Origin of the sequence: Streptomyces incanus, assembly GCF_042656345.1 — a bacterium.
GTDB lineage: Bacteria > Actinomycetota > Actinomycetes > Streptomycetales > Streptomycetaceae > Streptomyces > Streptomyces incanus.
This window is the reverse complement of record NZ_JBHSPC010000011.1, coordinates 17,776-42,958: the sequence shown is the minus strand read 5'-3', so window position 1 is coordinate 42,958 and position 25,183 is coordinate 17,776. Positions and strand designations below refer to the sequence as shown.

Sequence of the window (25,183 nt, the reverse complement as noted above, 5' to 3'; positions counted from 1 at the left end):
TCTGGATGGTGATCGACAGGGGAGGGAACCATGCCCGGGACCCCACCCGGAAGCAAGCCCGGGGCCGCGCCCGGAACCGCACTGCTGCTGGCGGCCTCGCCGCCCGGGCGGGGACGGCTGGTGGACGCGGCGTCCGTGCTCCCCGTCCTCGCGGCCGTACCGCCCGCCGTCCTGTCCGGCACGGACACCGCGAACGTCGTCGAGCTCGCCGACCCGCTGGAGCCGCAGGCGGTCCTGACCCGGCTGCGCGCCGCCGCGACCGCCCCCGGACCGCTCACCCTGTACGTCGCGGGGCAACTGCTGCTCGACCGCCGCCAGCGTCTGCCCCATCTGGCACTGGCCCGCACCACCGCGTCGACCGTGCGCTACACGGCGTTCCCGTGGCACTGGTTCCGGGACGAGCTGCGACTGCGTCCCCCGGGTGTCACGACGCTGATCCTCGACCTGCACGTGGACCAGGAGACCTGGCAGGCACTGGGCATCGCGCAGCCGCCGGGCCCACCGGGTCCGGCGCCGGACCCGGGCCCGCCCGCGCTCCCGCCCGCGCTCGACTCCGGTCGCGACACCGCCGTCCACGGCCGCATCGCGCCGCCGTCCACCCGCTCCCGTCGTACGGTCGCGGAACCGGCGTACATGAAGGCGGTCGCGACGCTGCTGCGCAGTGGACGGCGCCCACCGGACGAGGAGTTGCACCGGCAGGCGCTGGTCCGGGTCGCCGCGGAGGGCGCGCACGTCGGATTCGTCCTGGCGCGGCCCGGACCCGGGCCCGTGCCGGGGGACCCGCACACGGTCATCACGGAGGCCGTACGGTCCGGCCGCCACGCCGATGCCCACGCGCTCGCCGCGCGGTACGAGCAGAGCGCCGCCCTCGCCCACGGGCCCGCCTCCGAGGAGGCGCTGCACTGGGCCGAGGTGCGCGCGGATCTGGCGATGCTGGCCGGGGACGCGGCGCTCAGCTGCCACATCTGGCTGACGGTGGCCGCCGCACGGCTCAGCACCGGGCAGGCGGCGGACGCTTCCTCCGTCGAGACCGCCGTGGACCGGGCGCACCACCAGTGGGGCCGGATCGGCGACCCGGTGCGGGCCCGCGAACTCGGCCTGTCACTGGCGGAGTTGCGCAGCCGTGTGCCCGGACGACGGGAAGGAGCCCTGGACCATGTGCGGCGGCAGCTGAGCCAGTTGCAGACGCAGAACTGAACCGGGACCCGACCGGATCTGCCCGCACCCTTCCTCTTCCGCCGGGAGGAAGCAACCGTTGCCGCCCTCTCCCCGTTGAGCAACAACGGTGCCATGATGGTGAGTTATGGCTGAGGGGGATGGTGTGGCCAACGGGGGCATTCGGATCCGGCTGGACGCCACCGCGAACGCGAGCGACATCGGTGCGCTGCGCAAGTGGCTGGAACGGGAGAAACCGCTCGACGAACGGGTACGCGCGGGCGATCTGCAGATCCAGGAGCGGCCGAGGACGGACGAGTCCGGTGCCCCGATGGGTCTCGGGATGGACATCGTCGTCCTGTTCGTCGGTGCGGGTGCGGGCGCGATCGCCACGGAGCTGCTGGACCAGGTCAAGAAGGCCGTGTCGGCCTGGCGGGCCAACCGGCGCGACGTCGAGGACGGCGAACCGCCCGGGGGCAGAGTCGAATCGGTGAACCTCGACGACAGGTAGGCCGGTGATCCGTCTCGACCCGCGGGGGCTGCCCAGCAGGGCGTTGTTGGTCGGCGTGTCCGAGTACGACCTCACGGAGCCGCCGCACGGTGTGCCCGGCGACCTTCCGGCGGTCAAGCACAATGTGAACCACCTGCGTGAAGTGCTGGCGCGCGGGCGGGTGTTCGGCGAGCACGAGATAACGGTCGCCCGCTCGCCGTCCCTGGACGACTTCGGGCGGGCACTGCGTTCGGCCGCCGCGGAGGCGGAGGGGGTGCTGCTGCTCTACTTCGCCGGGCACGGCGCCATCCCCAGCGCGGGCGACGAGTTGTTCCTGCAGATGCGCAACGCGAGCATCGTCGCGGGCGGGCACGCGGTGTTCCCGGGCGCGGAGCCCTTCACCACCGTCCTGACGATGCTGGCCACCAGCCCGGCCCGGCGGATCGTGGTGATCCTCGACTGCTGCTTCGCGGGCAACGCGGCCTGGGTCCGGGAGACCCTGGGCGACAAGCACCGCCTGCTGCTGATGATGAGCGTCCAGGCCAACCACCGTATCGACGCGGGCGATCCGCGGACACCGACGCCGTACACCGCCGAACTCGTCCGGCTCCTCGACGAGGAGGGCGAGACGGGTTTCCTGGACCTCTCCGAGCGAATACGGGAGCGGATGGCCGCCCGCGGCCTCAGCACCGTGCGCGGCGACGAGTGGGAGCCGCAGTGGCGCGCGGAGCCCGGCGAGGACGTCCTGCTGGCGGCGAAGCCACGCACCCGGGCGAGGCCGTGGAGACCGGAGAAGCCATCGAGGCGGGCGGAACCGTCGAAAACGGCAGGAGGTGCGAGACCGGCGGAGCACCCCGGCACGTACCCGGACCCGGACCCGGACCCGGACCCGAAGAGACCCGGCGCGCACCCGGATCCGGATTCATCCGCCCCCACGCCCACGCCCATCTTCACGCCGCACCCCACGCCCACGCCCGCCGCCGATGCGCCAAGGCCCCCGCTCACCGCCCGGCTCGTCGGCCGCCTCCGCAGCCCTCGCGGGACGGAGCGGACGGGCCGGACCGACCGGACGGGCCGGACCGACCGGTGGACGGGCCGGTCGGGCCTGACGGGCGGAACCGGCCTGACGGGCAGAGCCGGCAGACACGGCAGGACGGCCTGGTGGTGCACCCCCCGGACGGTCCTCCCGCTGTGCCTCGCCGTCCTCGGCCTCCTCACCGCCGGCGCCTACGGCGTGCTCGGGCTCGTCGGACACCTCCGGGGCGGCGACACGGTCTGCGCCCCACCGCTGGAGCTGCGAGTCCTGACCGACCCGGATCTGGAGCCGACGATCCGCGCCGCCGCCGACGCCCATCTGACCTCGGCGGCGAACACCCTGGACGACGGCTGCCGCCGCACCGGCATCACCGTCTACAGTGCGGGCTCCTCCGACGTGGTCACCGCGCTGCGCAAGGAGACCGGCGCCTGGCAGGAGCCCCACGACGAGAATGTCAACCCGCAACGGGACATCGGGCCGCAGCCGGACATCTGGATTCCCGCCTCCCGCGCCGACCTCGCCCGGGTCGTGGCGGGCCAGGACACCGACGCGGTGGCCGTCGCCGAGGCCGCCGACAAGCCCCTCGCCTACTCCCCGGTCGTGCTGGCCGTCCCGGGGGACAGCGCCGCCCAGGGCGTGGAGAACCGTACCGGCCTGACCCTGAACCGCATGATCGAGGACCTGTCCGAGCGGGACGAGGAGGCCGCGGTGCGGCGCCCCGACCCGGAGTTCACCGACATCGGACTGCTCGCCACGATCGGCCTGTACGGCGGTGACGAGTCCGTCGTCACCGCCGAACGGCGGGTCGCCCAGCAGGGCCCGCCCTCCCCCACCGCCGCCGAGCTGCTGTGCACACTGCCCGACCGCGACGATGTGGACAACCACACGGCCGCCCTGGTCCCCGAGTTCCTGCTGCGCAGCGGCGTCGGCTGCGACCGGGCCACGCGCACCGCGCGCACCGCCCAGTACCCCACGGACGTCCCCGGTGTGGCGCCGGTGTTCGTCCGGGTCCGCTGGCAGGGCGCGGACCGGGACGAGGAGACCCGCGACGCGTCGGCCGCCGCCTTCCAGGACTGGCTGACCGGCAAGGAGGGCCGCGCGGTGTTCGCCCGGGACGGCTTCCGCTCCCCGTACGACTGGCAGTTGATGGACCAGGACACGGTCGCCGGCGGCGTACTGCCCGCGCCCTCCGCGCTCGACCGGTTCGCCGGGCGGGACGCGATGGAGGCGGCCCTGACGGAGTACCGGGCGGCGGGCGGCCCCGGACGGGTGCTGTATCTGCTGGACAGCTCCCTCTCGATGAAGGGCCTGTGGGAGGGGCCGAGCGGCGGCCCCGGACTGCTGAAGCAGTCGCTGGGCGGCCTCGGCGAACGGGACAAGTACGGCGTCTGGGCGGTGGCGGAGACCGGCGACCGCTCGTACGAGCCGCTGCTGCCGATCGGTCAGCACCGGCGGGCCGACGTCGAGCGCACCCTCGACGCCCGCGCCCGGGTCCGGGACGCCGAGGCCGACCCGCGCGGCGCCCTGGACGCCGCGTTCGAGGCGATGGGACCGTCCGGGTCCGACAGCCGTCGGCTGATCGTGTACATCACCGACAGCGAGGACAGCGACCAGCTCTCCCGGGACCACCTGGACGACATCCTCTCCGGGGCGCGGAACTCCGAGGTGCCGGTGACCGTGGTGTCCCTGACGAACCGCGGCTGCGACCCGGGCCGGCCGGACCGCCGGATCGCCGACGCCTCCAGGGGGCGCTGCCTGGACAGCGGCGACAATCCCGGCCCGGCCCTGCGCGACGAGGTCGCCCGCACCGGAACGGGGGATTCATGACCCGGCCCCGACGGCTCACCGCTCCACGGGTGCCGCTGCTCGCCCTGTCACTCGCCCTGCTGCTGATCGCCGTCTGCGCCGCCTGCACCGGCGGCACACGGGGCCCGGCCGACGGCGGCGGTGCTCCCACGGGGACGGCCGGATCCGCGGCCCCGGGCGACGTGACCGGCTTCATCGTGGTCGCCAGCGGCCGGGACGTCACCGGTAAGAACGGCATACGCCGGCAGCTCATCGACGCCTGGAACCTCCGTGAGCAGCGGAAGAAATCCGGCTTCCAGGCCCGACTGGTCGAGCTTCCCGGCAGCGCCGACGAACAGCGCAGCCAACTGCTCGGCGCCCTGCAGTCCCGCAGCGCCGACTACGACGTGGTCAACCTGGACGTGACCTGGGTGCCCGAGTTCGCCACCGCGGACCTGATCGAACCGCTGCCGCGCGACCTGGTCGACAACGACGACGTCATCCCGTCGGTGGCCGGCACGGCCTGGTGGGACGGACAGGTGTACGCGGCGCCGTTCAACAGCGACGTCGGCCTGCTGTACTACCGGCGCGACTACCTGAAGGGGGCCGGCGTCGAGCGGCCCGACCCCGGCGCGAACCTCGACTGGAACGGGCTGCGCGGCCTGGTCGAGGTCCTGGACGCCCATCCCGCCCCGGACGCCTACGAGAAGGGCTGGACCACCCAGCTCGCCGCCTACGAAGGCCGTACGGTCAACGCGGTGGAGGCGTTCGCGTCCGCGGTGCCGGACCTCGAGCTGGTCGACGAGGACGGCCGTTACGTCGGCGACGTCGACGAACTGGCCGACGGGATCGCCGAGCTGCGCCGGCGCACGGAGACGGCGTACACCCTTCAGGACGCCGTCGCCTCCGACGAGGGCACCTCCCTGAGCGACTTCGCCGAGGGCCGCACCGCGTTCCTGCGCCACTGGCCGTCGGAGTACCGCACCCTGTACCGGACCTTCTCCCAGGGACAGCTCGGGGTCGCCCCGCTGCCCGGCCGGGCGGTACTCGGCGGGCAGAACCTCGCGGTCACCGGGGTGTCGCAGCGCAAGGGCAAGGCGACCGAGCTGATCCGGTTCCTCACCGGGAAGGAGAGCGAGCGCTGCCTGCTGGAGGCGGGCTTCGCGGCGACCCGCACCTCGGCCTACGAGGGCGACGCGGACAGCGAGCGGTGCACCGCGGTCGGCCCCGGACCCTCCGCGTCCCCCACGGGCGAGGGCGCCGACCCGGTCCCGCGGGACAGCGGCGGCCGCCCCGCCTACGCCCGCGACGTCCTCCTGCCGGCCCTGCGCAAGGCGGTCCACCGGCCGAGGACCCCGCTGTACGGCGCGTTCACCCAGACGCTCATCACCCAGCTCGACCCGTTGCACGGCGACGGCGTGCCGTCGGACGAGGCCCTGGCCGAACAACTGGACAGGGCCCTGCGCAAGGCCCTCCCGCATTAGGGCCGACGGAGTGACCGCGGAGTGACCGCGGAGTGACCGCGGAGGGCCTGCGGACAGACCGGGTTCTAGCGGACGGTGGCTTCCACCGGGCTTGTGGTGCGGTGGTCCGGCTCCTCGGAGCGGGTGGCCTTGGCCGGACCCGCGTTGGCTGCCAGGACCAGTGCGGTGACCGCGGCGATGGCCGCGACGAAGCCTCTGGCGTAACGCCTGGTGGTGCGAATGCGTTCCAGCACGGCGACCTCGCAACAGCGATGGGTTGGACACGGTGAATCCGCGGTTGAACCTAAGGGCTGCCGGACTCGAACGGCAAGGGGCACAAGGAGGGTTGGTGGTGCGAGCGTCATGATCCGGGGAGGGCGGCCGGGGCCGCCCTCGGTCCGTACACTGGCCGACCATGGGCATACTCTTCCTCGCCTGCCTCGTGGTTCTCGGGATGTGGGCCGTTCAGAAGGACATCTCCCGAGCAGAGCGCACCGCCGCGCGCGTCGAACGCAAACTCGACCTGGTGCTCCAGCACTTGGACCTGCACGAGGAGATCCCGGGCAAGGAGGGGATCGTCGCGCTCGTGCGGGAGGGCAAGACGGTCCAGGCGGTCAAGGCCTACCGTGAGGCCACCGGGGCCGGTCTGCTCGAGGCCAAGCAGGCCGTGGACCGCCTGACGTGACGATCAGACCCGTACCCGGCCCTGCTTCTGGATCTCCGTCAGCCGATTCACCCCGAACTCCGCGATCACCTGGGTGAGTTCGGAGGCGACATCACCGAAGCCGCCGTTGGTGAGGGTGATGGCTTCCTCACCGACCCGGACCACTGCCACATCCAGGGTGAGGCGCGTCAGCTGGTGGTCGGACGTCTCGCCGGTCATGGTGACCCGCAGCGCCTGCCGGGCGTCCCCGGCCTCCGGCAGCGTCAGCGCGTCGACCTCGACCTTCTGGACGCCGTCCTTCTTGGCCGTGGCGGTGAACTTTCCGCACTTCTTCGGCAGACCGCCCAGCCACTTCAGCGTGCGGTCCACGTCGGCGGGCGGGTACGCGGCCACCTGGTAACGCAGTTGGGCGCCGCTGTAGGCGTCGTCCAGGGCGACCACGGCCCCCGGCCCGGCCGGCACGCCGAACAGCTTCTCGGTGTAGAGGACGTCGAGCAGCCGCCGGCAGTCGGCGTTCTTCGTGCTCGACTTGAGCAGCCCGTCCCGCCAGGTCGCCGCGCCCCGCGTCGGCACCCAGGGCTGTCCCAGGTCCGTCTCCGTGATCAGCGCGGCCCGCAGCTGCTCCCCGCTCAGCCCGGGCTCGGGCGCCGCCGACGAGGACTGCTCGGCGGCCGAGGTGACGGCGGAGGGTGAGGCGGTGGCGGACGCCGGGACCGCCGGCCCGGCCGTGTCGCTCCCGAGGGCGGAACAGGCTGCCGTGGTCAGCAGCGCGGACACCGACAGCACGGAGGCGAGAAGGGCGCGGGCGGCGGCCGGGGCATGCGTCATCGGGGTGTGCCTCCTGGTGGAGCCGGGCTGTGGATGTGGCTGCGACCGCGCCCCGGCCGTCCGGGACGGGACCGGGACAGGACCGGGGCCGGGGCAGCGACACGTGCTCATACGGCACCACCGCACCGCCCATCCCACCAGCGCGGCGGTCCGTCCGGGTGAGTACGACAAGGAAAAATGTCCGCGTCCCCGCGTCCCCGCGTCCCCGCGTCCCCGCGTCCCCGCGTCCCCGCGTCCCCGCGTCCCCGCGTCCCCGCGTCCCCGCGTCCCCGCGTCCCCGCGTCCCCGTGCCCGCGTCCGCGTCCCCGTGCCCGCGTCCCCGTGCCCGGTGCCCGGTGCCCTGTGCCCCACGCCCGGTGTCCCGTAGCCCGCGTCCCGAAGGAGTCCTCGCCGTGACGTACGGTCCGCCCATTCCGGTGATCATCGACTGCGACACGGGTGTCGACGACGCCCTCGCCCTGCTGTTCGCCGTCCGTCACCCCGGGATCGGCCTGCGTGCGGTGACCTGCGCGGCCGGCAACACGGACGTGGACGGCGTGGTGCGCAACACCCTCACCGTGCTGGAGACGGCGGGCGCGCCCGCTGTGCCCGTCGCGCGGGGGCCGAGCGCCCGCTGATCGAGGCCCCGCGCTCCGCGGCCCGCGTGGACGGCCACGACGGGATGGGCGACCTCGGCCTGCCCGCTCCGCGGCGCACCCCGGCCGACGTGGACGCGGTGACCCTGCTGCGCCGCGAGATCCTCGCCTCCCCGCGCCCGGTCACCCTGGTGCCCACCGCCCGCTGACCGACATCGCCCTGTTGCCGCGGACGCGTCCCGAGGTCACCCGCACCATCGGGCGGATCGTGTTCGTGGGCGGCGCGGCGGGCGCCGGCGACGCCACCCCGGTCGCCGATTTCAACGTATGGCACGACCCGGAGGCCGCCGCGATCCTGCTCACCGCCGGGGTGCCGATCACGATGTACGGCCTGGACGTGTTCAACCGGGTCGTCGTCCCGGCGGCCGAGGTGCACAGGCTGCGCGCGAGCACCGAACCGGACGCCCGACCGGCCCACCGTCCCGTCACCCCCGGCAGCGCCCCCGACGACCCCACCGAGGACGCGGGCGGGCTCGGCGACGCGGGTGCGCTGTGCGCGGTCGTCGATCCGGAGGGCCTGACCACCCACCGGCTCCCCGCCGAAGTCCCCCTGAGCCCCGGCCCCGCCCGCGGCCAGACCGTCGTCGACCGCCGCCCCCGTATCGGCGAGCCCGAACTGCACGAGGGCGTGCGCGAGCAGTGCCTGGTGGACGTCGGGCTGGACGTGGACGTACAGCGCTATGTGACGCTCTGTCCGGCGACCGTCGAGGGAGGCGGGCCCGGGGCACGGCAGGAGGACCGCTGTCCGTCGCGGACATCTCTGCCGCCCCCGCGGTGCTGCCCCCGGAACCCGAACGCCCGGCCCGTGGGACGGGCCGGGCGCGTATGGGGGCGCTACTGGCTACTGGCTACTGGCTACTGGCTGTTGGCGCCGGCGCGCTTGCGGCGGGTGGCCACGACGAGCGCCGCGCCGCCTGCCAGCAGGACCGTCGCGCCGATCGCGAACGGACCGGTGTTGCTGTCGGCGCCGGTCTCCGCGAGGTTGTCGCTGCCGCCGTTCGGCGAGGCCCCCGGTTCGGTGGCCGGCTCGGAGGGGGACTGGGTGGGTGCGTCGGTGCTGGGCGCCGTGGACGGCTCGCCCGGCGTCTCGGAGGCCGGCGGAGTGGTGTCCTCGGCCGGTTCGGACTGCTCCGGCGCAGGGGTGGACGGCGCGGGGGTGGACGGCGCGGGGGTGGACGGCTCGGGGGTCTCCTCCTCGGGCGGGGTGTCGGCGGTGCAGTCCTTCGTGCCGCCGTTCCAGGCCGCGATCAGCTTGTCCTTGATGACCGGACGGTCCGGCCCCTTCGGCAGCTCACCGTGCTCGAAGCCGTCGTTCGCGTCCAGCTTGCCGTCGAACTTCACGGCGCCCCGGTAGAGGTCGATCTGCGCGAAGCAGCCCTTGTCCGGGATGGCGATGTCGAGGGAGTCGGTCTTGCCGGGCTTGACCGTCACCGTGCCGAAGTCGACGAAGACCTGCTCGCCGGAGGAGGCGAAGGTGGCGCCGTGCGCCAGGTAGGAGGCGAGCGAGGCGGTGCAGGTGGTCGCGTCGCCGGCGGCGCGGACCTTGATGTGCACCTTGCCGTCCTCGCTGGGCCGCAGGTTCTGGTCGTCGACCTTGACGGAGTCGAAGAAGTTCGCGCCGTCGAGCGAGAACTGGCAGCGGTCGGTCTCGGTGACCGTACCGGCACCGGTCCCGGGCCGGTAGTCGCCGCCCGACTTCCAGCCGTCGCCGCCGGGGGTGCCGTGGGCGGAGGCGGAGGTCGCGGCGACGGTGGTGGCCGCGCAGAGGGCGAGGGTCGCGGCGCCCGTCCCCAGCAGGCGGCGGGTGAGGACACGTCTCGCTATGGACATGCGGATCCCATTCTTGGCGTGTGCCGGAAACCGGGGCACGGCGGCAGGACAGCACGCGGCGGCCGGCCGGCCCGGGTATGAGTGGTCGAAGAAACACGAAGCTCATTGGTCACATGTGCCTCAGTGCGCCTTCATGGTGGCCGCGCCACATCACCCTGTCAACCTGCGGCGGAGTAAGGGGAGTTGCGCACCCTTCATGCTTCCTTCACACAAGGAAGGAATGCCTCCGCTCCGCCCGTGTGTTCATTTTTGCGGCGTTCCGGACAGATTCATGCTGTCATCCGCACCCACCCGGAGGAGACCGCGTGACCGACCGCATCAATCCGCCCGCCCCCCGGCCGGCCCCGTCGGCCTCCGCCCCCACTGCACCCGTCACACCCGGCACAGACGTTCTCTCCGACGCCGCGCCCGACCTCTCCTCGCGCAACCCCGACTGGTGGCGGCAGTCCGTCGTCTACCAGGTCTATCCCCGCAGCTTCGCCGACGCCGACGGCGACGGTCTTGGCGACCTGCGCGGCATCACCCGGCGCCTCACCCACCTCGCCGCCCTGGGCGTGGACGCCCTCTGGCTGAGCCCGTTCTACCCCTCCGAGCTCGCCGACGGCGGCTACGACGTCGCCGACCCCCGTGACGTCGACCCGCGCCTCGGCACCCTCGACGACTTCGGCGCGCTGGTCGCCGGGGCCCACCGCCTGGGCCTCAAGGTGATCGTCGACATCGTCCCCAACCACACCTCCCACCAGCACGTCTGGTTCCAGGAGGCGCTGCGGGCCGGCCCCGGCTCCGCGGCCCGCGAGCGCTACGTCTTCCGCGATGGGCGTGGCCCGCGGGGCGAACACCCGCCCACCGACTGGCAGTCCGTCTTCGGCGGCAGCGCCTGGCGGCGGGTGTCCGACGGCCAGTGGTACCTGCACCTCTTCGCCGCTGAACAGCCCGACCTGAACTGGGCGAACGAGGACGTCCGCGCCGACTTCCGCACCACCCTGCGGTTCTGGGCCGACCGGGGGGTGGACGGCTTCCGCGTCGATGTCGCGCATGCCCTCGCCAAGGACCTGAGCGAGCCGCTGCGCGACCTCGGCGCCTCCGAACCGAGCGGCGAGGCCGCCCTCACCGAGTTCCCGCCCGGCACCCACCCGTTCTACGACCGTGACGAGGTGCACGAGATCTACCGCGACTGGCGCAAGATCCTCGACGCCTACTCCCCGCCCCGCACGGCCGTCGCGGAGGCGTGGGTCCCCGGCGCCCGGCGCGCCCTGTACGCCCGGCGGGACGAATTGGGCCAGGCCTTCAACTTCGAGTACCTACAGGCTCCCTGGGACGCGGAGGCGCTCCGCCAGGTCATCACCGACTCGCTCGCGACCGCCCGAGCGGCCGGCGCCTCGGCGACCTGGGTGCTCTCCAACCACGACGTCGTACGCCACGCCTCGCGCCTGATGCTCCCACCGGACACCGACGGCAACGCCTGGCTGCTGTCCGGCGGCCGCGCCCCTGCCGTCGACACCGCCGCCGGGCTGCGCCGGGCCCGCGCGGCGACCCTGCTGATGCTGGCGCTGCCCGGCTCGGCCTATCTGTACCAGGGCGAGGAACTCGGCCTGCCCGAGGTCGCCGACCTGCCCACGGAGGTCCTCCAGGACCCGGTCTGGGAGCAGACCGGCCACGTCCGAAAGGGCCGCGACGGCTGCCGGGTGCCCCTGCCGTGGACGACGACCGGACCGTCGTACGGCTTCGGCGCGGGCGGTGCCTGGCTGCCGCAGCCGCCCGGCTTCGCCGCGTACGCCGTCGAGGAGCAGGACGGCGTCGAGGCACGCGAGGGCGTGCCGGGCTCGACCCTGGAGCTCTACCGCACGGCCCTGCGTCTGCGCCGCAAACTCCAGGAGGGCGAGACGCTGACCTGGGAGGAGGACGCTCCCGCCGGGGTGCTGCAGTTCGATCGCTACGACGGCTGGCGCTGCGTGACCAACCTGTCGGCCGCCCCGGTCCCCCTGCCCCCGGGCGAGGTTCTGCTGACCAGCGCACCCCTGACGGACGGCCGCCTGGCCCCGGACACGACGGCCTGGCTGAGCCGCTGACGAGCCGGAGCCGGAGCGTCTCCGGCTCCGTCGGTCACACGTGTCCCGGGCCCCCACTGCCGAAGGCGCCGCTCGACCCGGGCAGCCAGCGCTTCCGTTGCTGGTCCTTCCCCGTTCTGGTTGCGGAGTGATGGAGTTGGTAGGGCATGAGGCGTTCGCCGTCCCTCGGTGACAAGGGCATCTCGTCGGGCTCCCGCATCTCCCGCTCCTCGCGGATTGCGCCGGTCTCCGGAAGTCTCGGCTGGTCCTCGGGGTTGGGGCGGAGCTCCTCCTGGTCCATGACCTTCATGCCGACGCGTACAGCCCAGATCAGCGCGCCGGCTATGACCAGCCCGCCGACAAAGGCAGCGACCAGATGCAGGACTGGCGTACTTGCGGCCAGCAGTTCATACGTTGCCGTACTCATGTTCCGAGTATGGACGATGAAATGAGATAGAGCGCCCGGAATGTCCCGCTGCATCGTTCGGCCGCCCCGGAGGGCGCGGCTCCCCGTCCCGTGGCAGATTGCGGCCAGGGGGGAGGCCGGGACGGGCCGTCGCGTCCCCACGTGTGCAGCTCGGGGCCCGCCCCGGCCTTTCCGGCCGTCGCGAAGGAGGTGATCGGGCCACCTCTGCCCGGGCCTTCGCTGTGCGCGCGTTGCGGGGACCATCCGCGACCATTCGCGATCACCCCGTTTCCGCCGGAACATCGCGGACTGCGCGTTTCGCGTACTAGAGTTTCGGCTGCGTTGAATGCGCGTCCTGGCGTGCACGGTGCGCGGCGGACTGCCGAGGGAGGGGTCCCTCTGGCCCGCCGTGGTCTTCCTGGGGGGGGTTCATGCACGAAATGACCAAGGGGGCCAACGTCGGGTTGGCCACCCTGAGTGACAACGTGGATTCGGTGATCGCGAGTCTGGGGTGGGTCAGCCAGACCGGCGAGGGCGACGCGGACGTATCCGTTCTGCTGCTGGGCGCGCACGGCAAGGTGCGCAGTGACGCCGACTTCTACTTCTACAACAATCCGGTGGCCGCCGACGGCAGCGTGGAACTCCTCGGCAAGAAGCCGGCCGGGGAGGGCAGCGAGGACCGGATCGTCTTCGATCTGACAGCGGTCCCGGACGATGTCGAGCGGATCGTCGTCGCCGCGAGCCGGTACGAGGACATGCGTTTCGACGAACTGGACGGCCTGCAGGTCACGCTGGCCGACGGTTCGGGCGACGGCCTGCTCCGGTTCCCGATCGAGGGCACCGGATCGGTGAGCGCCTTCATCTTCGGTGAGCTGTACCGGCGATCGGGCGAGTGGAAGTTCCGGGCCGTCGGACAGGGGTACGACACCGGCCTCGCCGGGCTGGCGGCCGACTTCGGAGTCGACATCGACGACGATCCGGCGGAAGCCGGAGCAGCGGCGGAGGCCGGCGGGACGGGAGCTCCACGCGAGTCGGCGGCAGTGGGCGGGACGACGGCCGGAGAGGAGCCGGCCACAGCGCCTTCGGCCGTGCCCGGCGGGCAGGAACCGCCGGCGCCTCCGCCGGCCGTCCCCGCCCCGCGGCGGCCCGAGGTGGACGCAGGACGGAGCAGGAAGACGTCGCGGCCCCGCACCGCCAAGAAGAAGGTCACGCTGCCCAAGGCGGAGCAGAAGTCTCTCGCCGAGAACGACGCGTGGAACCAGGCGAGACTCTTCCCCCTTTCGGTACTCAAGAGCGACCGTGACCGCGAGATGCGCGCCACCTCCGTGCTGTTGTCGGTGATGGCGCAGGTGCCGGAGTTCGGTCGCCGGCTGACGGCCGGATTCGGCGCCCCCACGGGCCGTATGGAGACCTATACGGAAGTCACGTTGCCGCACGGCGACTCCCCGCGGCGTCCCGATGGTGTGATCCGGGTCGAGCGGGCCGGAAAGCTCTGGACGGCGCTCGTCGAGACCAAGACCAACGGCAACGCCCTCAAGGCCGATCAAGTGCAGGCGTACATGGACATAGCGGCGCGGCGTGGCTACGAGGCCGTGATCACGCTGTCCAACGACGTCGCGCTGGAAGGAAGCCCGCTGGTCGACGTCAAGATCGACGGCAGGCGCAAGCACAAGGTGGCCCTGTGGCATCTGTCCTGGGCGGAGGTGGCGCACCAGGCACAGATGCTCATCCGGCACGAAGGCGTCGGCAACGGCGCGCACGCCTGGCTGCTCCATGAGCTGCTGCACTACGTCCAGCACGAGAACTCCGGTTGTCACGGCTTCCAGAACATGGGTGCCGCGTGGGTCCCCGTGCGCAGGGGCATCGACGACGAGACCCTGTGCCAGGGCGACTCCCGTGCCCTTGAGGTGGTCGAGAGCTGGGAACGGCTGATCCGCCAGGTCTGTCTGGGGCTGGGCGGCGAAATCGGCCAGAAGGTGCTTCCCGTACGCCGGGTCAAGCGGGGAGCCGATCCCGGGGAGCGCCGTGCGCGGATGGCCGACCAGCTGTGCCTGGAAGGGCGGTTGCAGGCCGAGGTGCGGATCGAGGACACGCCGGGTGTCCTCGCGATCAGCGCCGACCTGCGGACCGGCAGGCTGCGCACGTCCATCGAGATCCCGGCACCCGACCAGGGCTATCCCCTGGCCCGGGCGAAGCGGCTCGTCAAGTGGTTGAGCGGGGCCCCGGCCGACCTGCACGTCGAGACGCTGGTCGAGGCCGGGACGGGCGGGCCGAGGGGCACTCTGGAACGGCTTCGACCCGAGCCGGGGGACCTGCTGCCGAAGAACGGTACGCAGATCACCGGTTTCCGGCTGACCCTCTTCAAGGGCATGGGCAGCACGCGCGGCAACGCCGAGTCCGGGTTCATCCGCAGCGTGGACGACGCCGTCCACCGGTTCTATTCCACCGTGGTGGTCCACCTCGAGCGGCCGACGTCCCGCAAGGCCGATCCGAAGCCCGCGTGAGCGGTGCTGCCGGAATCGTCAGGCCGGTGGTCCGGTGCTGTCCCGGCCTCCCGGCCGGCCCAGACGCAGAGGCAGTTCCTTCAGGCCGCGCAGCAGGGTGCTCGTCCGCCAGACGAGGTCCGTCGGGTCGGTCGCGAAGGTGAGGGAGGAGTAGCGGTCCAGGAGGAGGCGAAGGGCGATCGTGGCCTCCGCGCGGGCGAGCGGGGCGCCGAGGCAGTGGTGGGGGCCGTGGCCGAAACCCAGGTGACCCCGGGGACGGCGGGTGATGTCGAAACGGTCGGGGTCGGGGAAGGCCAGCGGGTCGAGGGAGGCCGCCGCCAGGGATACCAGGACAGCGTCTCCGGCGTCGATGTGGGTGCCTGCCAGGTTCAGTGGTTCGGCCGCGAAACGGAAGGCGCCCGCGTGGACGGGGGAGTTGTAGCGCAGGGACTCCTCGACCGCCCCGCCGGTGAGTGACGGGTCGGCGCGGAGCCGGGCGAGCTGGTCCGGGTGGGTCAGCAGGCTGTGCAGGGTCGCCGAGATCAGGTTGACCGTCGTTTCGTGGCCGGCGACGAGGAGGAGGAAGGCCATCCCGAGCAGTTCCTCAGAGGTGAGGCCTCCGGCTCCGGGTTCGGGGAGGGGACCCGCACTCGTGTCGGCGGCCGCCGCGGCCAGGGCTGCGAGCAGGGAGTCGTCCGGGGCCCGGGTCTTCTCGGCGATCAGCTCGGTGAGGTAACCGGTCAGCGCGTCCGCCGAACCGGCGGCGGCCTCCTCACTCGTGGGCATGACCAGCTCGTTCGACCAGGTGTGGAAGGCCGTGCGGTCAGCCACGGGCACGCCCAGCACCTCACAGATCACCGTGACGGGCAGCGGCAGCGCGTAACCGCTCACCAGGTCGGCGGTGCCTTGCTCGGGCAGCTCCGCGAGCAGTTCCCGTGCGACGGCCTCGATCCGCGGGCGCAGCCCGGCGATCCGTCCCGGCGTGAAGTGGCCCGCCACCAGCCGCCGCAGGCGCGTGTGCTGCGGTGGGTCGCTCTGGAGCATGTTGCGGCCGACGGCGTGGCCGCCGTCGGTCTCCCAGGCCGCGGAGTACCGGATGTCGTTGCGCAGCCGGGGGTCGGTCAGGGCACGGCGGACCGCCTCGTGCGTGACCACCAGCCAGCTGTCCCCGCCGGCGGGGACAACAGGGACGCGGTGCACAGGGCCTTTGGCGCGCAGCGCCGCGTAGGCGGCGTACGGGTCGGCCGCCGGGTCGATGTCCTCGAGGCCCGGCTCCTTCGGGGTGTGTGCTCGCATGCCACTGTCCTTTCCGCGTCGGCCGTGTCGTACCTCGGTGGGGAGCTCACCTCACCGGCCGGGCCATACCCCGGTCATCGCGCCCGCGACGGCGGCCCCCTGGGTGTGTCCCGCGCGGGCGGCGTCCGGGCGTCGGGCGTCGGCCGTCATGTCGCGGCCCATGGCGCGTCGGGCCGCGGCGTCCGGCGTGACGAGGGTGACCGCGACGCCCTCGGCCGTGAGGTCGGCCGCCTGCCGCCGGGCGTCGGGATGCGGGCCGACGGCCGAGGGAATCGGGGTGACGGCCAGCACCCGTTCGTAACCGCGGGCCAGGTGGAGGTTGCCGGTGGAGCGAGTGCCGCCGTCGATCCAGCGCCGTCCGGCAGCCGTGATCGGCGGCCACACCATCGGCACCGCACAGCTGGCGGCGACCGCATCGAGGAGCGTGAGTCCGGATTCGGCGTCGAAGGCGTTCACCTCCCCGGTCACGGCGTCGACCGCGGTGACCCGCAGTTTCCCTCCGGCCGGCCAGTCGGCGGCACCCCTCAGCAGGGGGCGCAGGACGTCGAACACCTCGGACTCGGGGCCGCTGCGCGTGGCGAGGGCGGCCCGGCCCAGACGCCGCACCGAGCGGTCGGGGTCGCGGGAGCCGAGCGCTGCCCAGAGGAAGCGGAGCGTCGTGGAGAAGCCGGAGTTGATGTTGATCCGGTCGGCGCCGGTGAGCTGACGCTCGTACATCTCGACAGGTGTCTCTCCCCCGAGCAGTCGGGAACCGAAGATCGCTCCGGCCGAGGTACCGATGACGACGTCCGCCCGGTCCAGGTCGACACCGGCTTCCGCGAGACCGGCGAGCACCCCGGTCAGCCAGGCTCCGCCGACCGGGCCTCCACCTCCGAGCACCAGCGCGGCTCCGCTTGCCCCGTCCGTTCCGCCCATCAGATACGCCCTCCGACACTTCGAAGCAGCTTAAATGGGGAGTACTCCCCACTTGGTTTTCTGACGATAGCATCCTCACCGGGGAGTACTCCCCGCCTTCGCGCGAAGGCGGATCGGCGGGTGGGCGGACGGATGCGTGGACGGAGGGACGGCCATGAGCGTCGGTGAGGACTCCACGGTCCCGGAGCCGCAGCCCGCGCCCCGGCGAAGGCGCGACGCCCGGCGCAACCGGGACCGGCTGGTGGCGGCGGCCCGCGAGGTGTTCTCGGAGCAGGGGCTCGACGCGCCGCTCGACGTGATCGCCCGCCGGGCAGGCATCGGCAATGCGACGCTCTACCGGCATTTCCCCGCCCGTGCGGCACTCGTCGACGCCGTGTTCCGAGACCGGTTGACGGACACGATGGCGGCCGGCGAGCGGGCCCGAACCGCACCCGATGCCTGGACGGGGCTGAGCGACTACCTCGGCGCCGTCTTCGGCACCCTGGCCGACGACCGCGGCACCAACGACCTCATGACCACCCACCTGCCGGACGTCGAGGCCCTTCAGGCCGTGCACGCCCACAACCGCCGGACTGTGGAGCTGCTGCTCGGTCGGGGCCGCGAGGAAGGCGTCGTGCGTCCCGACGTCACCACGGAGGACGTCCTGTTCGCCCTCGCCGCCCTCGGTCGCGCCGTACCGCCTCTCACCACGGTCGCCACGCCCGATGCCTGGCGTCGCCCCCTCGCCCTGTTCCTCGACGGCCTGCGCACCGCCCCGCCGTCGCCGCTGCCGGACCGCGCCCTCACCGGTGCCGAGCTCGGCGACGTACTCCGGGAGATGGGTCCGCACCGGTCACGGCCCGGGCAGAGCCCGACGGGCGGCTCTGCTGCCCGGGCGGGGGCACGCCGGCCGCGGACGCCCTGAGCAAGGGTGGATACCTGTGTGCGTCGCAGTAGTTTTTCCGTCGAGCTGGTTAGAGTTCCTGTGCGGGGAACCCGTCCCCGTGGCGGTCCGTGTCCGCGGCGGGCCGCAGGAAGGTGCGCATGTCCCCGGAGAGTCAGCCGAATGCCGGTGCCCGGCAGCCGGACGATGACCGGCTCCCCGTCGCCGGCCGGCTCGACGACGACCACTTCCCGGCCTACACCATGGGCAGGGCCGCCGAACTGGTCGGAGTGACACCCGCCTTCCTCCGCGCCCTGGACGGGACGGGACTGATCACCCCGACACGTTCGGACGGCGGCCACCGCCGCTACTCGCGCCATCAGCTGAAGCTCGCCGCACGGGTGTGCGAACTCGTCGATCAGGGGACCCCGGCCGACGCCGCGTGCCGCATCGTCGACCTGGAGGAGCGGCTGGAGCGGGTCGAGCGGGACTGCGAGGAGCTGCGCCGGCAGGGCGGGCGCGCCGTGCGTCAGCATCAGTGAAAATCTGTCCTCGCCAGAACAGAAATTTAGCGCCCGCCGTAGAAATCTATTTCTTCAAACGCGTTGACCATGCTTTTCCTGGGTGATTTTCCTCGCTTGCCTCGGATATGGTTCGTGCTACGCTGACGTCAGTTGCAGTTGTGGTTGCCAGTTTGCTACCGGTTCTCCGGGCAGGTGATCATCGCGACGATGAGGGAATTCGTAAAGTGCGATTTCCCGGCACTGTCTCAGGAGATTTGATATGGCCACCGGTACCGTGAAGTGGTTCAACTCGGAAAAGGGCTTCGGCTTCATCGAGCAGGACGGCGGCGGCGCCGACGTCTTCGCTCACTACTCGAACATCGCCACCTCGGGCTTCCGTGAGCTCCAGGAAGGCCAGAAGGTGACCTTCGACGTCACGCAGGGCCAGAAGGGCCCGCAGGCCGAGAACATCGTTCCCGCCTGACCCGTACGTACGCGAGTACGCAGGGATTGCAGCAGGGGCCCCGCACATCGGTGCGGGGCCCCTGCTCCGTTTTTTCCAGGGGTACACAACTGCTGGTCCAGTACCTCGTTTTGGTGCACATGGGCACGATTGAGTGAACGGCGTGACGTTCCGTGGGTGTGCCTGGCTGGGTGCGCGTAACGTACTCGGTGCGATCTGGGACGCCGGGTGTGGCGTCAGCAGTCGGGGCCCCCGGTTCTACCAGAGAGATGGTTCGGGGCCTCCCCGTGGCCTCTGGCCACACCCACATGACCAGGTCGTAGGGATTCCGCCCACCTGGGACGGACCGCATACGTGATATGCGTCGCCGCCCAGGACGCGAAAGCGGAGGACCAGTGCGCCCAAGACCGTTCGGGGCGTGCTGGAGAGTCAGGACTCACTCCTGCTCACTGCCCAGGAACGGTCGGGGCCCACGCGCATGCAGGATTCCTGAACGCGGTCCCGGTTCCCGGTACGCGTCCTTCGGAAAGGGCCGGGGCGTCGCCCCGGCCCTTTCGTGGTGTGTGCTTCGGTGGCGCCGGCGGGCGGGTCAGGCCTGCTTCGGGCCGGTCTGCTGGACCACCTCGAACGACCACAGCGTCGCGTCCGTGGCGGCGGGCTTCGGCCGGTCGCCCTGCGCGCCGCCGCCCTGCGCGCCGCCACCGCCGTGCGCGGCCTGGCCACGGCCGGCCATCCAGCGCTGGAAGTCCTCCTCGGTCCGCCAACGGGTGTAGACGAGGTAGGTGTCGGTGCCCTCCACGGGGCGGAGCAGCTCGAACCACTCGAATCCGTCCGAACCCTCCACCGCCCCCGCCCGGGCGGCGAACCGCTTCTCCAGCGTCTCCCGCTGCTCTTCCGGGACCGTGAGTACGTTGATCTTGACGATGCTCATGCCCCGATTGTTCCGCAACACCGGTGCGAGACGCGGGCGGGGCCTTCCCGCCGTGCCGAGGCAGGCGGGTGCGGTGAGTTCCGGGCGGGATCCGCCTTCGCTTTCTTCACCTGTCCGGCCTGTCTTGATCGGTTCGGTTCGTTCGATTCATTCGATCTGTTCGATTCGTTTGCGCAGGGTGGTGGCGAATTCCTCCGCCCGCGCCAGCTGCGTACGGAGGTCCGCCGTCCGTTGACGTGCCGCTTCCTCGAAGCCGCGCAGCGACTCGAGCAGTTCTTCACGTTCCTGTCCCTCGGGCAGGCCGGTCGCGACGTGCTCGTCGAGGCGGTCGGTGGCCGCGAGCAGTTCCCGCATCTGCTCCAGGGCGAAGCCCAGCGGTTTCATCCGGCGGATCACCATGAGGCGGGCCACGTCGCCCTCGGTGTAGAGCCGGAAGCCGCCCCGCGAGCGGGCCGACGGGACGACGAGGCCGGTCTCCTCGTAGTGCCGGATGGTGCGCAGGGACAGTTCGGTGCGCGCGGCGACCTCGCCGATCTGCATGTGCTTGCCGTCCACGTGCCCGATTCGGCCCTTCTCGTCCATGTGCTGCTCTGCTGGTCAGCCCCGGAGGTGTGACCGGTCGGACGCACCCCGATCTCTACCCTAACGTTAGGGTAGAGTCACCCCGCCCCGCGCCACCCGGACCATCCCTCGGCCGGCCTCGGCCCCCGCACGCCCCGCCCCGCCCCCGCGCCGCCGTCGCCGCCGGGCCGGAGCGCGCCCGAGCACGACAGGTACTGCCCCCTTGTCCTCTCCCGCACTGTCCCCCGCCGCTCGGCTGCGCGCCGCGCGCCCCGACTGGCTGAACGACCCGAAGGTCTGGCGGACCGAGATCCTCGGCGGCCTCGTCGTCGCGCTCGCGCTGATCCCGGAGGCGATCTCCTTCTCGATCATCGCCGGTGTCGACCCGGCCGTCGGTCTGTTCGCGTCCTTCACGATGGCCGTCACCATCGCGTTCGTCGGCGGACGCCGGGCGATGATCTCCGCGGCGACCGGTGCCGTGGCGCTCGTCATCGCGCCACTCAACCGTGAGCACGGGTTCGGGTACCTCGTCGCCGCGGTGCTCCTCGCCGGTGTCTTCCAGATCGTCCTCGGCGCGCTGGGCGTGGCGAAGCTGATGCGGTTCGTCCCGCGCTCGGTGATGGTCGGCTTCGTCAACTCGCTGGCCCTGCTGATCTTCATGGCCCAGGTCCCCGAGATGCGGGACGTCCCGTGGGCCGTGTATCCGCTGATCATCGGTGGCCTGGCCCTGATGGTGTTCTTCCCGAGGATCACCACCGTGATCCCGGCGCCCCTGGTCTCCATCGTGATCCTCACCGTGATCACGCTCGCCGCCGGGATCGCCGTCCCCACCGTCGGGGACAAGGGGGAGCTGCCCTCGTCCCTGCCGGTACCCGGCCTGCCCGACGTGCCGTTCACGATGGACACCCTCACCACCGTCGCCCCCTACGCCTTCGCCATGGCGCTGGTCGGCCTGATGGAGTCGCTGATGACGGCCAAGCTGGTCGACGACATCACCGACACGCACTCCTCCAAGACCCGCGAGTCGATCGGCCAGGGCGTCGCCAACATCGTCACCGGGTTCTTCGGCGGGATGGGCGGCTGCGCCATGATCGGCCAGACGATGATCAACGTGAAGGTCTCCGGTGCCCGGACCCGTCTGTCCACCTTCCTCGCGGGCGCGTTCCTGATGGTGCTGTGCATCGTCTTCGGGCCGATCGTCTCCGGCATTCCCATGGCCGCGCTCGTCGCCGTGATAATCATGGTGTCGTTCGCGACCTTCGACTGGCACTCCATCGCCCCCAAGACCCTCAAGCGGATGCCGGCCGGGGAGATCGGCGTCACGGTGATCACCGTCGTGTGCGTGGTCGCCACGCACAACCTCGCCGTCGGCGTCGTCGTCGGCACGGTCACCGCCATGGTGGTCTTCGCCCGGCGGGTCGCCCACCTCGCCGAGGTCACCGCGGTCACCGGTCCCGACGGCACGTCCGTCGTCTACCGGGTCACCGGCGAGTTGTTCTTCGCCTCGTCCAACGACATCGTCGGCCGCTTCGACTACTCGGGCGACCCCGACCGCGTCGTCATCGACCTGTCGTCCGCCCACGTCTGGGACGCCTCCTCCGTCGCCGCCCTCGACGCCGTCGAGACGCGGTACGCGCAGCGCGGGAAGACCGTCGAGATCACGGGCCTGAACGAGCCCAGTGCCCGCCTCCACGACAAGCTCAGCGGGGAACTCGTCGGCGGTCACTGACGGACGGCCCCGGGGCAGGCCCGGTAGAGGTCACCGGGGGCGGCCGTCAGCCGAGGCAGATCACCAGGAGACAGAGCTCGGCGCCGGAACCGGAACCGGAACCGGAACCGGAACCGGAACCGGAGCCGAAGTCGGAGCCGGACGTGCCCGGTGGCTCGGGCGCGGGTGCCGAGGGGGCCGAGGTGACGGGCTGCGAGCCGCTCCGCCCGCCCGAGCCGCCGCTTCCGTCGTTGCCGCTGTCGCCGCCGTTGCCCGAGGAGCCCTCGGGCGGGGTCGTCGTACCGGAACTGGAACCGTCGCCGGAGCCGTTGGAGTCGGAGCCCGTCCGTGTGCCCGAGCCGTCGGACGGGGATGCGGTCCGTGCCGGGGACGTGGCCGTCGTGGGGGCGCCGGTGGCGCCGTCCGGCCGGGTGCTCGACGCGGTGGTGGGCGCCGGCACGGTGCCGGTCGGCTTCCGGTGTGCGGCGTCGCCCGGGGCCGGCTGCGAGGACCGGTCCTGGGAGCGCTGCGTGCCGGCCGGGCTCCCGGACGGCGCCGCCGGGCCGCCGTACTGGTCCGCGGGCCCGTCCGTGCCGCCCATGCCGGACACCTCGGGTGCTGTGGCGGCCTGGGCGCGGTCGCCGGAATCCCGGTCCATCGAGGCGAGGGTGAGTCCACCGCCGACGAAGGCCACCGCCGTGGCGACCAGGGCGCGTCGCTGGGTCTTCTTCCAGCGGACCAACTGCCGCCGCCGCGCCGCCCGCCCCGTGGGCGCGGACATCACGGACGCGGACACGGGCGCCGGCACGGACGCGGCCGTGGACACCGGGTCCGGGACTTCCGCGGCAGGGGCCGGCCCCGTACCGGTTCCCGCACCGGCCGCGGTGCCGGAATCTGCCGCGGGTGCGGTCGAGGTCGCCGTGCCCGGGACGGTGTGACCGCCGATGACGCTCGGCGCGATGTCGGGGGCGTAGGCGCCGCATCCGGGGCACACGAGGGCGCCGTTCAGATGCCGACGGCACGTGGAGCAGTAGTTCATCCGCTGTCTTCCCGGGTTGGCAGGCACCCGCCGAGCCGGGGACGGCCCGTTCGCGTTGCGCACGCGAGAGCGGGTGAAGCAGGACAGCAACGCTAACGACACCCACGAGCCGCTGTGTGCAGCCTGTGTGTCACTCCTGCACACATTCTCTGCCCGCTTCGCGTGAATGCCGTGAGCATGTGCGTCAAGCGGCGCGCAATGCGGCCCGGACTGAATGTCATTCCACCAAAATCATGGGGGACAAAGGCAGTTGAGGGCCGCGCGCGGAGTCGATTTGCGCCGTCACGACCGGATATCGGAACCGGCGGAAGGCGCTCAAGACACGGAAATGACAAGGCTGTTCCCGTGAAGGCGCGGTTTGACGCTGCCGGGCCGTGCGGCGTTGGCTTGCCCACCACTTGGTCGCCGCGCCGCACTCTCGCTTGGAAGGCACCTGATGTGAACCCCTGTACCGCCCGTACCGCCCACGCACGCCGCACGATCCGGGGGCGTCGGGGCACCACAGCTCTGACGGCCGCCCTCTCGGCCCTCTCGGCGCTCTCGCTCTCCGCGTGCGGTGCGCTCGACGCCACCGGCGAAGACGGTGGCTCCGCGTCGCCGGGCCGGCGCAACGCCATCACCGTGGGCCTCCTTCTCCCCGACAGGCGAACGGCACGCTTCGAGAAGTTCGACCGCCCCCTCATCCAGGAACGGGTCGGCGTCCTCACCGGGAAGGAGGGCAGGGTCGCCTACGCCAACGCCGGGGGCAGCACGGCCAAGCAGAGCGAGCAGCTCGGCCGCATGGTCGCCGACGAGGTCGACGTGATCATCGTGGCCGCGGTGGACGCCGGGGCCATCGGACCGGCCGTGGAGAGGGCCAAGGAAGCGGACATCCCCGTCATCGCGTACGACCGGCTCGCCGAGGGTCCGATCGACGCGTACGTGTCGCACGACAACGAACTCGTCGGCGAGGTGCAGGGCCGTGCGCTCGTCGACGCGCTCGGCAGCGAGGCGGAGAACAGCAAGATCGTCATGATGAACGGTGAGCCCGCCGATCCGAACACCGCGCTGTTCAAGGAGGGCGCGATGGGAGAGTTGAACGGCAACGTGGTCATAGCCGAGTCGTACGACACCGAGAAGTGGCTGCCCGCCGTCGCCAAGGCGAACATGAAGAAGGCGATCAAGGCCGTCGGCGCCGACGACGTCGCCGCGGTCTACGCGGCGAACGACGGCATGGCCGGAGCCGTCATCGAGGCGCTGGAGGAGGCGGGCGTCCCCGGCATCCCGCCGGTGACCGGGCAGGACGCCGATCTGGAGGCCGTGCAGCGGGTCGTCGCGGGCACGCAGTACATGACGGTGTACAAGTCGTTCCTGCTGGAGGCCGGCGGTGCCGTCGAGATGGCGGTGGCCAGGGTCCAGGAGCGGGACATCCAGTTCGACTCGCTGACCGGCGAACGGGTCGACAGCCCGACGCAGAAGGACATCCCGTCGATGCTGGTGCCGGTGGTCGCCCTGACGCAGGACAACATCGAGGACACGGTGATCCGGGACGGCGTCTACGACGTGGAGGACATCTGCACGGCGGAGTACCGGGCGGCCTGCGCGTCGATCGGCCTCACGCCGTAGGCGTCGTAAGCACCGCGGGCAGGACGACGACGGCCCGCTCACTGTTGGTCGGAGTACCCGATGTCTCCCACCGTCCAGGCGCTCACATCGGCGAGCGCCACCCGGTACATGCCGCCCGTGTCCGGGATGCCGTAGCTCCCCTGGAGGATCCGGGCGACGTGGAAATGCAGGTGGGAGGGGCGCGACGGCGCTTCGCCCCGGCCGGCCTCCGCGAACGGAACGGCGAAGTGGCGCAGGCGCGCGGAGTCGCGCAGTACCTCCGCCACGCGCTCCCGCCACAGGGCCTCGGGGGCCAGCCGTCCGGTGATGACGGCGCCGGGGATCACTACGGTGAGTGACATCTGGCTGTCCTGGTCCGTCTCGACCATCGCGGCGACGGCGACGAGCAGATCGTCAGGGTGCGACATGGTCGAAGAGCGTAGCCGAGCCTCGGCCCGGCCGGGCGGTGCGGGCCCGGATCACTTCGCCGTGGCGGCC

General features: G+C 72.1%; 22 protein-coding genes and 1 pseudogene. 13 read left to right on the top strand and 10 right to left on the bottom strand.

Annotation, left to right across the window (positions count from 1 at the left end; genetic code table 11):
* Positions 1–30 precede the first annotated feature (30 nt).
* The 4 genes from ACFP2V_RS03025 (at position 31) to ACFP2V_RS03010 (ending at position 5,950) form a co-directional block, all read left to right on the top strand.
* Positions 31–1,197 (top strand): hypothetical protein, encoded by a 1,167-nt coding sequence (locus ACFP2V_RS03025; protein WP_381204900.1) that lies wholly within the window; start codon positions 31–33, stop codon positions 1,195–1,197.
* A gap of 106 nt (positions 1,198–1,303) precedes the next feature.
* Positions 1,304–1,666: an effector-associated constant component EACC1 gene (locus ACFP2V_RS03020; protein ID WP_381204898.1), complete on the top strand. Its 363-nt coding sequence runs from the start codon at positions 1,304–1,306 to the stop codon at positions 1,664–1,666.
* Positions 1,667–1,670: 4 nt separating this feature from the next.
* Complete coding sequence (locus ACFP2V_RS03015) at positions 1,671–4,508, top strand: caspase family protein (RefSeq protein WP_381204896.1); 2,838 nt, start codon at positions 1,671–1,673, stop codon at positions 4,506–4,508.
* Positions 4,505–5,950, top strand: coding sequence for an extracellular solute-binding protein (locus ACFP2V_RS03010; RefSeq protein ID WP_381204894.1), 1,446 nt, complete (start codon positions 4,505–4,507; stop codon positions 5,948–5,950). The genes ACFP2V_RS03015 and ACFP2V_RS03010 overlap by 4 nt, the downstream gene beginning before the upstream one ends.
* 65 nt (positions 5,951–6,015) lie before the next feature.
* Here ACFP2V_RS03010 and ACFP2V_RS03005 read toward each other — a convergent pair whose 3' ends face one another.
* A complete protein-coding gene (locus tag ACFP2V_RS03005) occupies positions 6,016–6,183 on the bottom strand; it encodes a hypothetical protein (protein WP_381204892.1) in 168 nt (55 codons plus the stop codon).
* A gap of 161 nt (positions 6,184–6,344) precedes the next feature.
* Here ACFP2V_RS03005 and ACFP2V_RS03000 point away from each other — a divergent pair, with 161 nt between their 5' ends.
* Positions 6,345–6,614 (top strand): hypothetical protein, encoded by a 270-nt coding sequence (locus ACFP2V_RS03000; RefSeq protein ID WP_381204890.1) that lies wholly within the window; start codon positions 6,345–6,347, stop codon positions 6,612–6,614.
* Positions 6,615–6,617: 3 nt separating this feature from the next.
* Here the strand turns inward: ACFP2V_RS03000 and ACFP2V_RS02995 are convergent, their stop codons facing one another.
* The gene (locus tag ACFP2V_RS02995) at positions 6,618–7,421 is read right to left on the bottom strand and encodes a hypothetical protein (RefSeq protein WP_381204887.1); all 804 of its coding nucleotides are present in this window, start codon (positions 7,419–7,421) and stop codon (positions 6,618–6,620) included.
* Positions 7,422–7,813: 392 nt separating this feature from the next.
* Between ACFP2V_RS02995 and ACFP2V_RS02990 the strand changes: the two are divergent.
* Positions 7,814–8,768, top strand: a pseudogene (locus tag ACFP2V_RS02990) (nucleoside hydrolase); the annotation flags it as partial.
* Positions 8,769–8,911: 143 nt separating this feature from the next.
* On the opposite strand, the gene ACFP2V_RS02985 reads toward ACFP2V_RS02990, so the two are convergent.
* On the bottom strand, positions 8,912–9,886 hold the full coding sequence (locus ACFP2V_RS02985) for an LAETG motif-containing sortase-dependent surface protein (RefSeq protein WP_381204885.1): 975 nt from the start codon (positions 9,884–9,886) through the stop codon (positions 8,912–8,914).
* Positions 9,887–10,191: 305 nt separating this feature from the next.
* Between ACFP2V_RS02985 and ACFP2V_RS02980 the strand changes: the two genes are divergently transcribed.
* Positions 10,192–11,955 (top strand): glycoside hydrolase family 13 protein, encoded by a 1,764-nt coding sequence (locus tag ACFP2V_RS02980; protein WP_381204883.1) that lies wholly within the window; start codon positions 10,192–10,194, stop codon positions 11,953–11,955.
* Between the two features lie 34 nt (positions 11,956–11,989).
* On the opposite strand, the gene ACFP2V_RS02975 is transcribed toward ACFP2V_RS02980, so the two are convergent.
* On the bottom strand, positions 11,990–12,361 hold the full coding sequence (locus ACFP2V_RS02975; protein ID WP_381204881.1) for a DUF6479 family protein: 372 nt from the start codon (positions 12,359–12,361) through the stop codon (positions 11,990–11,992).
* Positions 12,362–12,771: 410 nt separating this feature from the next.
* Between ACFP2V_RS02975 and ACFP2V_RS02970 the strand changes: the two genes are divergently transcribed.
* Positions 12,772–14,844, top strand: coding sequence for a TerD family protein (locus ACFP2V_RS02970; protein WP_381204879.1), 2,073 nt, complete (start codon positions 12,772–12,774; stop codon positions 14,842–14,844).
* Positions 14,845–14,862: 18 nt separating this feature from the next.
* Here the strand turns inward: ACFP2V_RS02970 and ACFP2V_RS02965 are convergent, their stop codons facing one another.
* Together ACFP2V_RS02965 and ACFP2V_RS02960 are read right to left on the bottom strand one after the other, a co-directional pair.
* On the bottom strand, positions 14,863–16,119 hold the full coding sequence (locus ACFP2V_RS02965) for a cytochrome P450 family protein (RefSeq protein ID WP_381204877.1): 1,257 nt from the start codon (positions 16,117–16,119) through the stop codon (positions 14,863–14,865).
* A gap of 51 nt (positions 16,120–16,170) precedes the next feature.
* The gene (locus tag ACFP2V_RS02960; RefSeq protein ID WP_381204875.1) at positions 16,171–17,034 is read right to left on the bottom strand and encodes a patatin-like phospholipase family protein; all 864 of its coding nucleotides are present in this window, start codon (positions 17,032–17,034) and stop codon (positions 16,171–16,173) included.
* A 154-nt stretch (positions 17,035–17,188) separates the two neighbouring features.
* On the opposite strand from ACFP2V_RS02960, the gene ACFP2V_RS02955 reads away from it, so the two are divergent.
* The 3 genes from ACFP2V_RS02955 (at position 17,189) to ACFP2V_RS02945 (ending at position 18,883) form a co-directional block, all read left to right on the top strand.
* On the top strand, positions 17,189–17,938 hold the full coding sequence (locus tag ACFP2V_RS02955) for a TetR/AcrR family transcriptional regulator (RefSeq protein ID WP_381204873.1): 750 nt from the start codon (positions 17,189–17,191) through the stop codon (positions 17,936–17,938).
* 119 nt (positions 17,939–18,057) lie between these two features.
* Positions 18,058–18,438 (top strand): MerR family transcriptional regulator, encoded by a 381-nt coding sequence (locus ACFP2V_RS02950; RefSeq protein WP_381204871.1) that lies wholly within the window; start codon positions 18,058–18,060, stop codon positions 18,436–18,438.
* Between the two features lie 241 nt (positions 18,439–18,679).
* Positions 18,680–18,883 carry a cold-shock protein gene (locus tag ACFP2V_RS02945; RefSeq protein WP_004985680.1) on the top strand — a complete coding sequence of 68 codons (204 nt, stop codon included), beginning with the start codon at positions 18,680–18,682 and terminating at the stop codon, positions 18,881–18,883.
* Between the two features lie 568 nt (positions 18,884–19,451).
* Here the strand turns inward: ACFP2V_RS02945 and ACFP2V_RS02940 are convergent.
* Positions 19,452–19,793, bottom strand: coding sequence for an antibiotic biosynthesis monooxygenase family protein (locus tag ACFP2V_RS02940; protein WP_381204868.1), 342 nt, complete (start codon positions 19,791–19,793; stop codon positions 19,452–19,454).
* A gap of 147 nt (positions 19,794–19,940) precedes the next feature.
* Positions 19,941–20,348: a MerR family transcriptional regulator gene (locus ACFP2V_RS02935; protein WP_381205128.1), complete on the bottom strand. Its 408-nt coding sequence runs from the start codon at positions 20,346–20,348 to the stop codon at positions 19,941–19,943.
* A gap of 229 nt (positions 20,349–20,577) precedes the next feature.
* Between ACFP2V_RS02935 and ACFP2V_RS02930 the strand changes: the two genes are divergently transcribed.
* Positions 20,578–22,083 carry a SulP family inorganic anion transporter gene (locus ACFP2V_RS02930; protein WP_381204866.1) on the top strand — a complete coding sequence of 502 codons (1,506 nt, stop codon included), beginning with the start codon at positions 20,578–20,580 and terminating at the stop codon, positions 22,081–22,083.
* Positions 22,084–22,129: 46 nt separating this feature from the next.
* Here ACFP2V_RS02930 and ACFP2V_RS02925 read toward each other — a convergent pair whose 3' ends face one another.
* A complete protein-coding gene (locus ACFP2V_RS02925; protein WP_381204864.1) occupies positions 22,130–23,101 on the bottom strand; it encodes an SCO2400 family protein in 972 nt (323 codons plus the stop codon).
* A 438-nt stretch (positions 23,102–23,539) separates the two neighbouring features.
* Between ACFP2V_RS02925 and ACFP2V_RS02920 the strand changes: the two genes are divergently transcribed.
* Positions 23,540–24,706, top strand: a complete 1,167-nt coding sequence (locus ACFP2V_RS02920) for a sugar ABC transporter substrate-binding protein (RefSeq protein WP_381204862.1) — start codon at positions 23,540–23,542, stop codon at positions 24,704–24,706.
* A 38-nt stretch (positions 24,707–24,744) separates the two neighbouring features.
* On the opposite strand, the gene ACFP2V_RS02915 is transcribed toward ACFP2V_RS02920, so the two are convergent.
* On the bottom strand, positions 24,745–25,113 hold the full coding sequence (locus ACFP2V_RS02915) for a hypothetical protein (RefSeq protein ID WP_381204860.1): 369 nt from the start codon (positions 25,111–25,113) through the stop codon (positions 24,745–24,747).
* Positions 25,114–25,183: the final 70 nt, after the last annotated feature.

Coding starts and splice junctions, on each gene's coding strand:
- ACFP2V_RS03025 (WP_381204900.1), top strand. CDS start 31: ATGCCCGGGACCCCACCCGGAAGCAAGCCCGGGGCCGCGCCCGGAACC.
- ACFP2V_RS03020 (WP_381204898.1), top strand. CDS start 1,304: ATGGCTGAGGGGGATGGTGTGGCCAACGGGGGCATTCGGATCCGGCTG.
- ACFP2V_RS03010 (WP_381204894.1), top strand. CDS start 4,505: ATGACCCGGCCCCGACGGCTCACCGCTCCACGGGTGCCGCTGCTCGCC.
- ACFP2V_RS03000 (WP_381204890.1), top strand. CDS start 6,345: ATGGGCATACTCTTCCTCGCCTGCCTCGTGGTTCTCGGGATGTGGGCC.
- ACFP2V_RS02995 (WP_381204887.1), bottom strand. CDS start 7,421: ATGACGCATGCCCCGGCCGCCGCCCGCGCCCTTCTCGCCTCCGTGCTG.
- ACFP2V_RS02985 (WP_381204885.1), bottom strand. CDS start 9,886: ATGTCCATAGCGAGACGTGTCCTCACCCGCCGCCTGCTGGGGACGGGC.
- ACFP2V_RS02975 (WP_381204881.1), bottom strand. CDS start 12,361: ATGAGTACGGCAACGTATGAACTGCTGGCCGCAAGTACGCCAGTCCTG.
- ACFP2V_RS02970 (WP_381204879.1), top strand. CDS start 12,772: ATGCACGAAATGACCAAGGGGGCCAACGTCGGGTTGGCCACCCTGAGT.
- ACFP2V_RS02965 (WP_381204877.1), bottom strand. CDS start 16,119: ATGCGAGCACACACCCCGAAGGAGCCGGGCCTCGAGGACATCGACCCG.
- ACFP2V_RS02960 (WP_381204875.1), bottom strand. CDS start 17,034: ATGGGCGGAACGGACGGGGCAAGCGGAGCCGCGCTGGTGCTCGGAGGT.
- ACFP2V_RS02955 (WP_381204873.1), top strand. CDS start 17,189: ATGAGCGTCGGTGAGGACTCCACGGTCCCGGAGCCGCAGCCCGCGCCC.
- ACFP2V_RS02950 (WP_381204871.1), top strand. CDS start 18,058: ATGTCCCCGGAGAGTCAGCCGAATGCCGGTGCCCGGCAGCCGGACGAT.
- ACFP2V_RS02945 (WP_004985680.1), top strand. CDS start 18,680: ATGGCCACCGGTACCGTGAAGTGGTTCAACTCGGAAAAGGGCTTCGGC.
- ACFP2V_RS02940 (WP_381204868.1), bottom strand. CDS start 19,793: ATGAGCATCGTCAAGATCAACGTACTCACGGTCCCGGAAGAGCAGCGG.
- ACFP2V_RS02925 (WP_381204864.1), bottom strand. CDS start 23,101: ATGAACTACTGCTCCACGTGCCGTCGGCATCTGAACGGCGCCCTCGTG.
- ACFP2V_RS02915 (WP_381204860.1), bottom strand. CDS start 25,113: ATGTCGCACCCTGACGATCTGCTCGTCGCCGTCGCCGCGATGGTCGAG.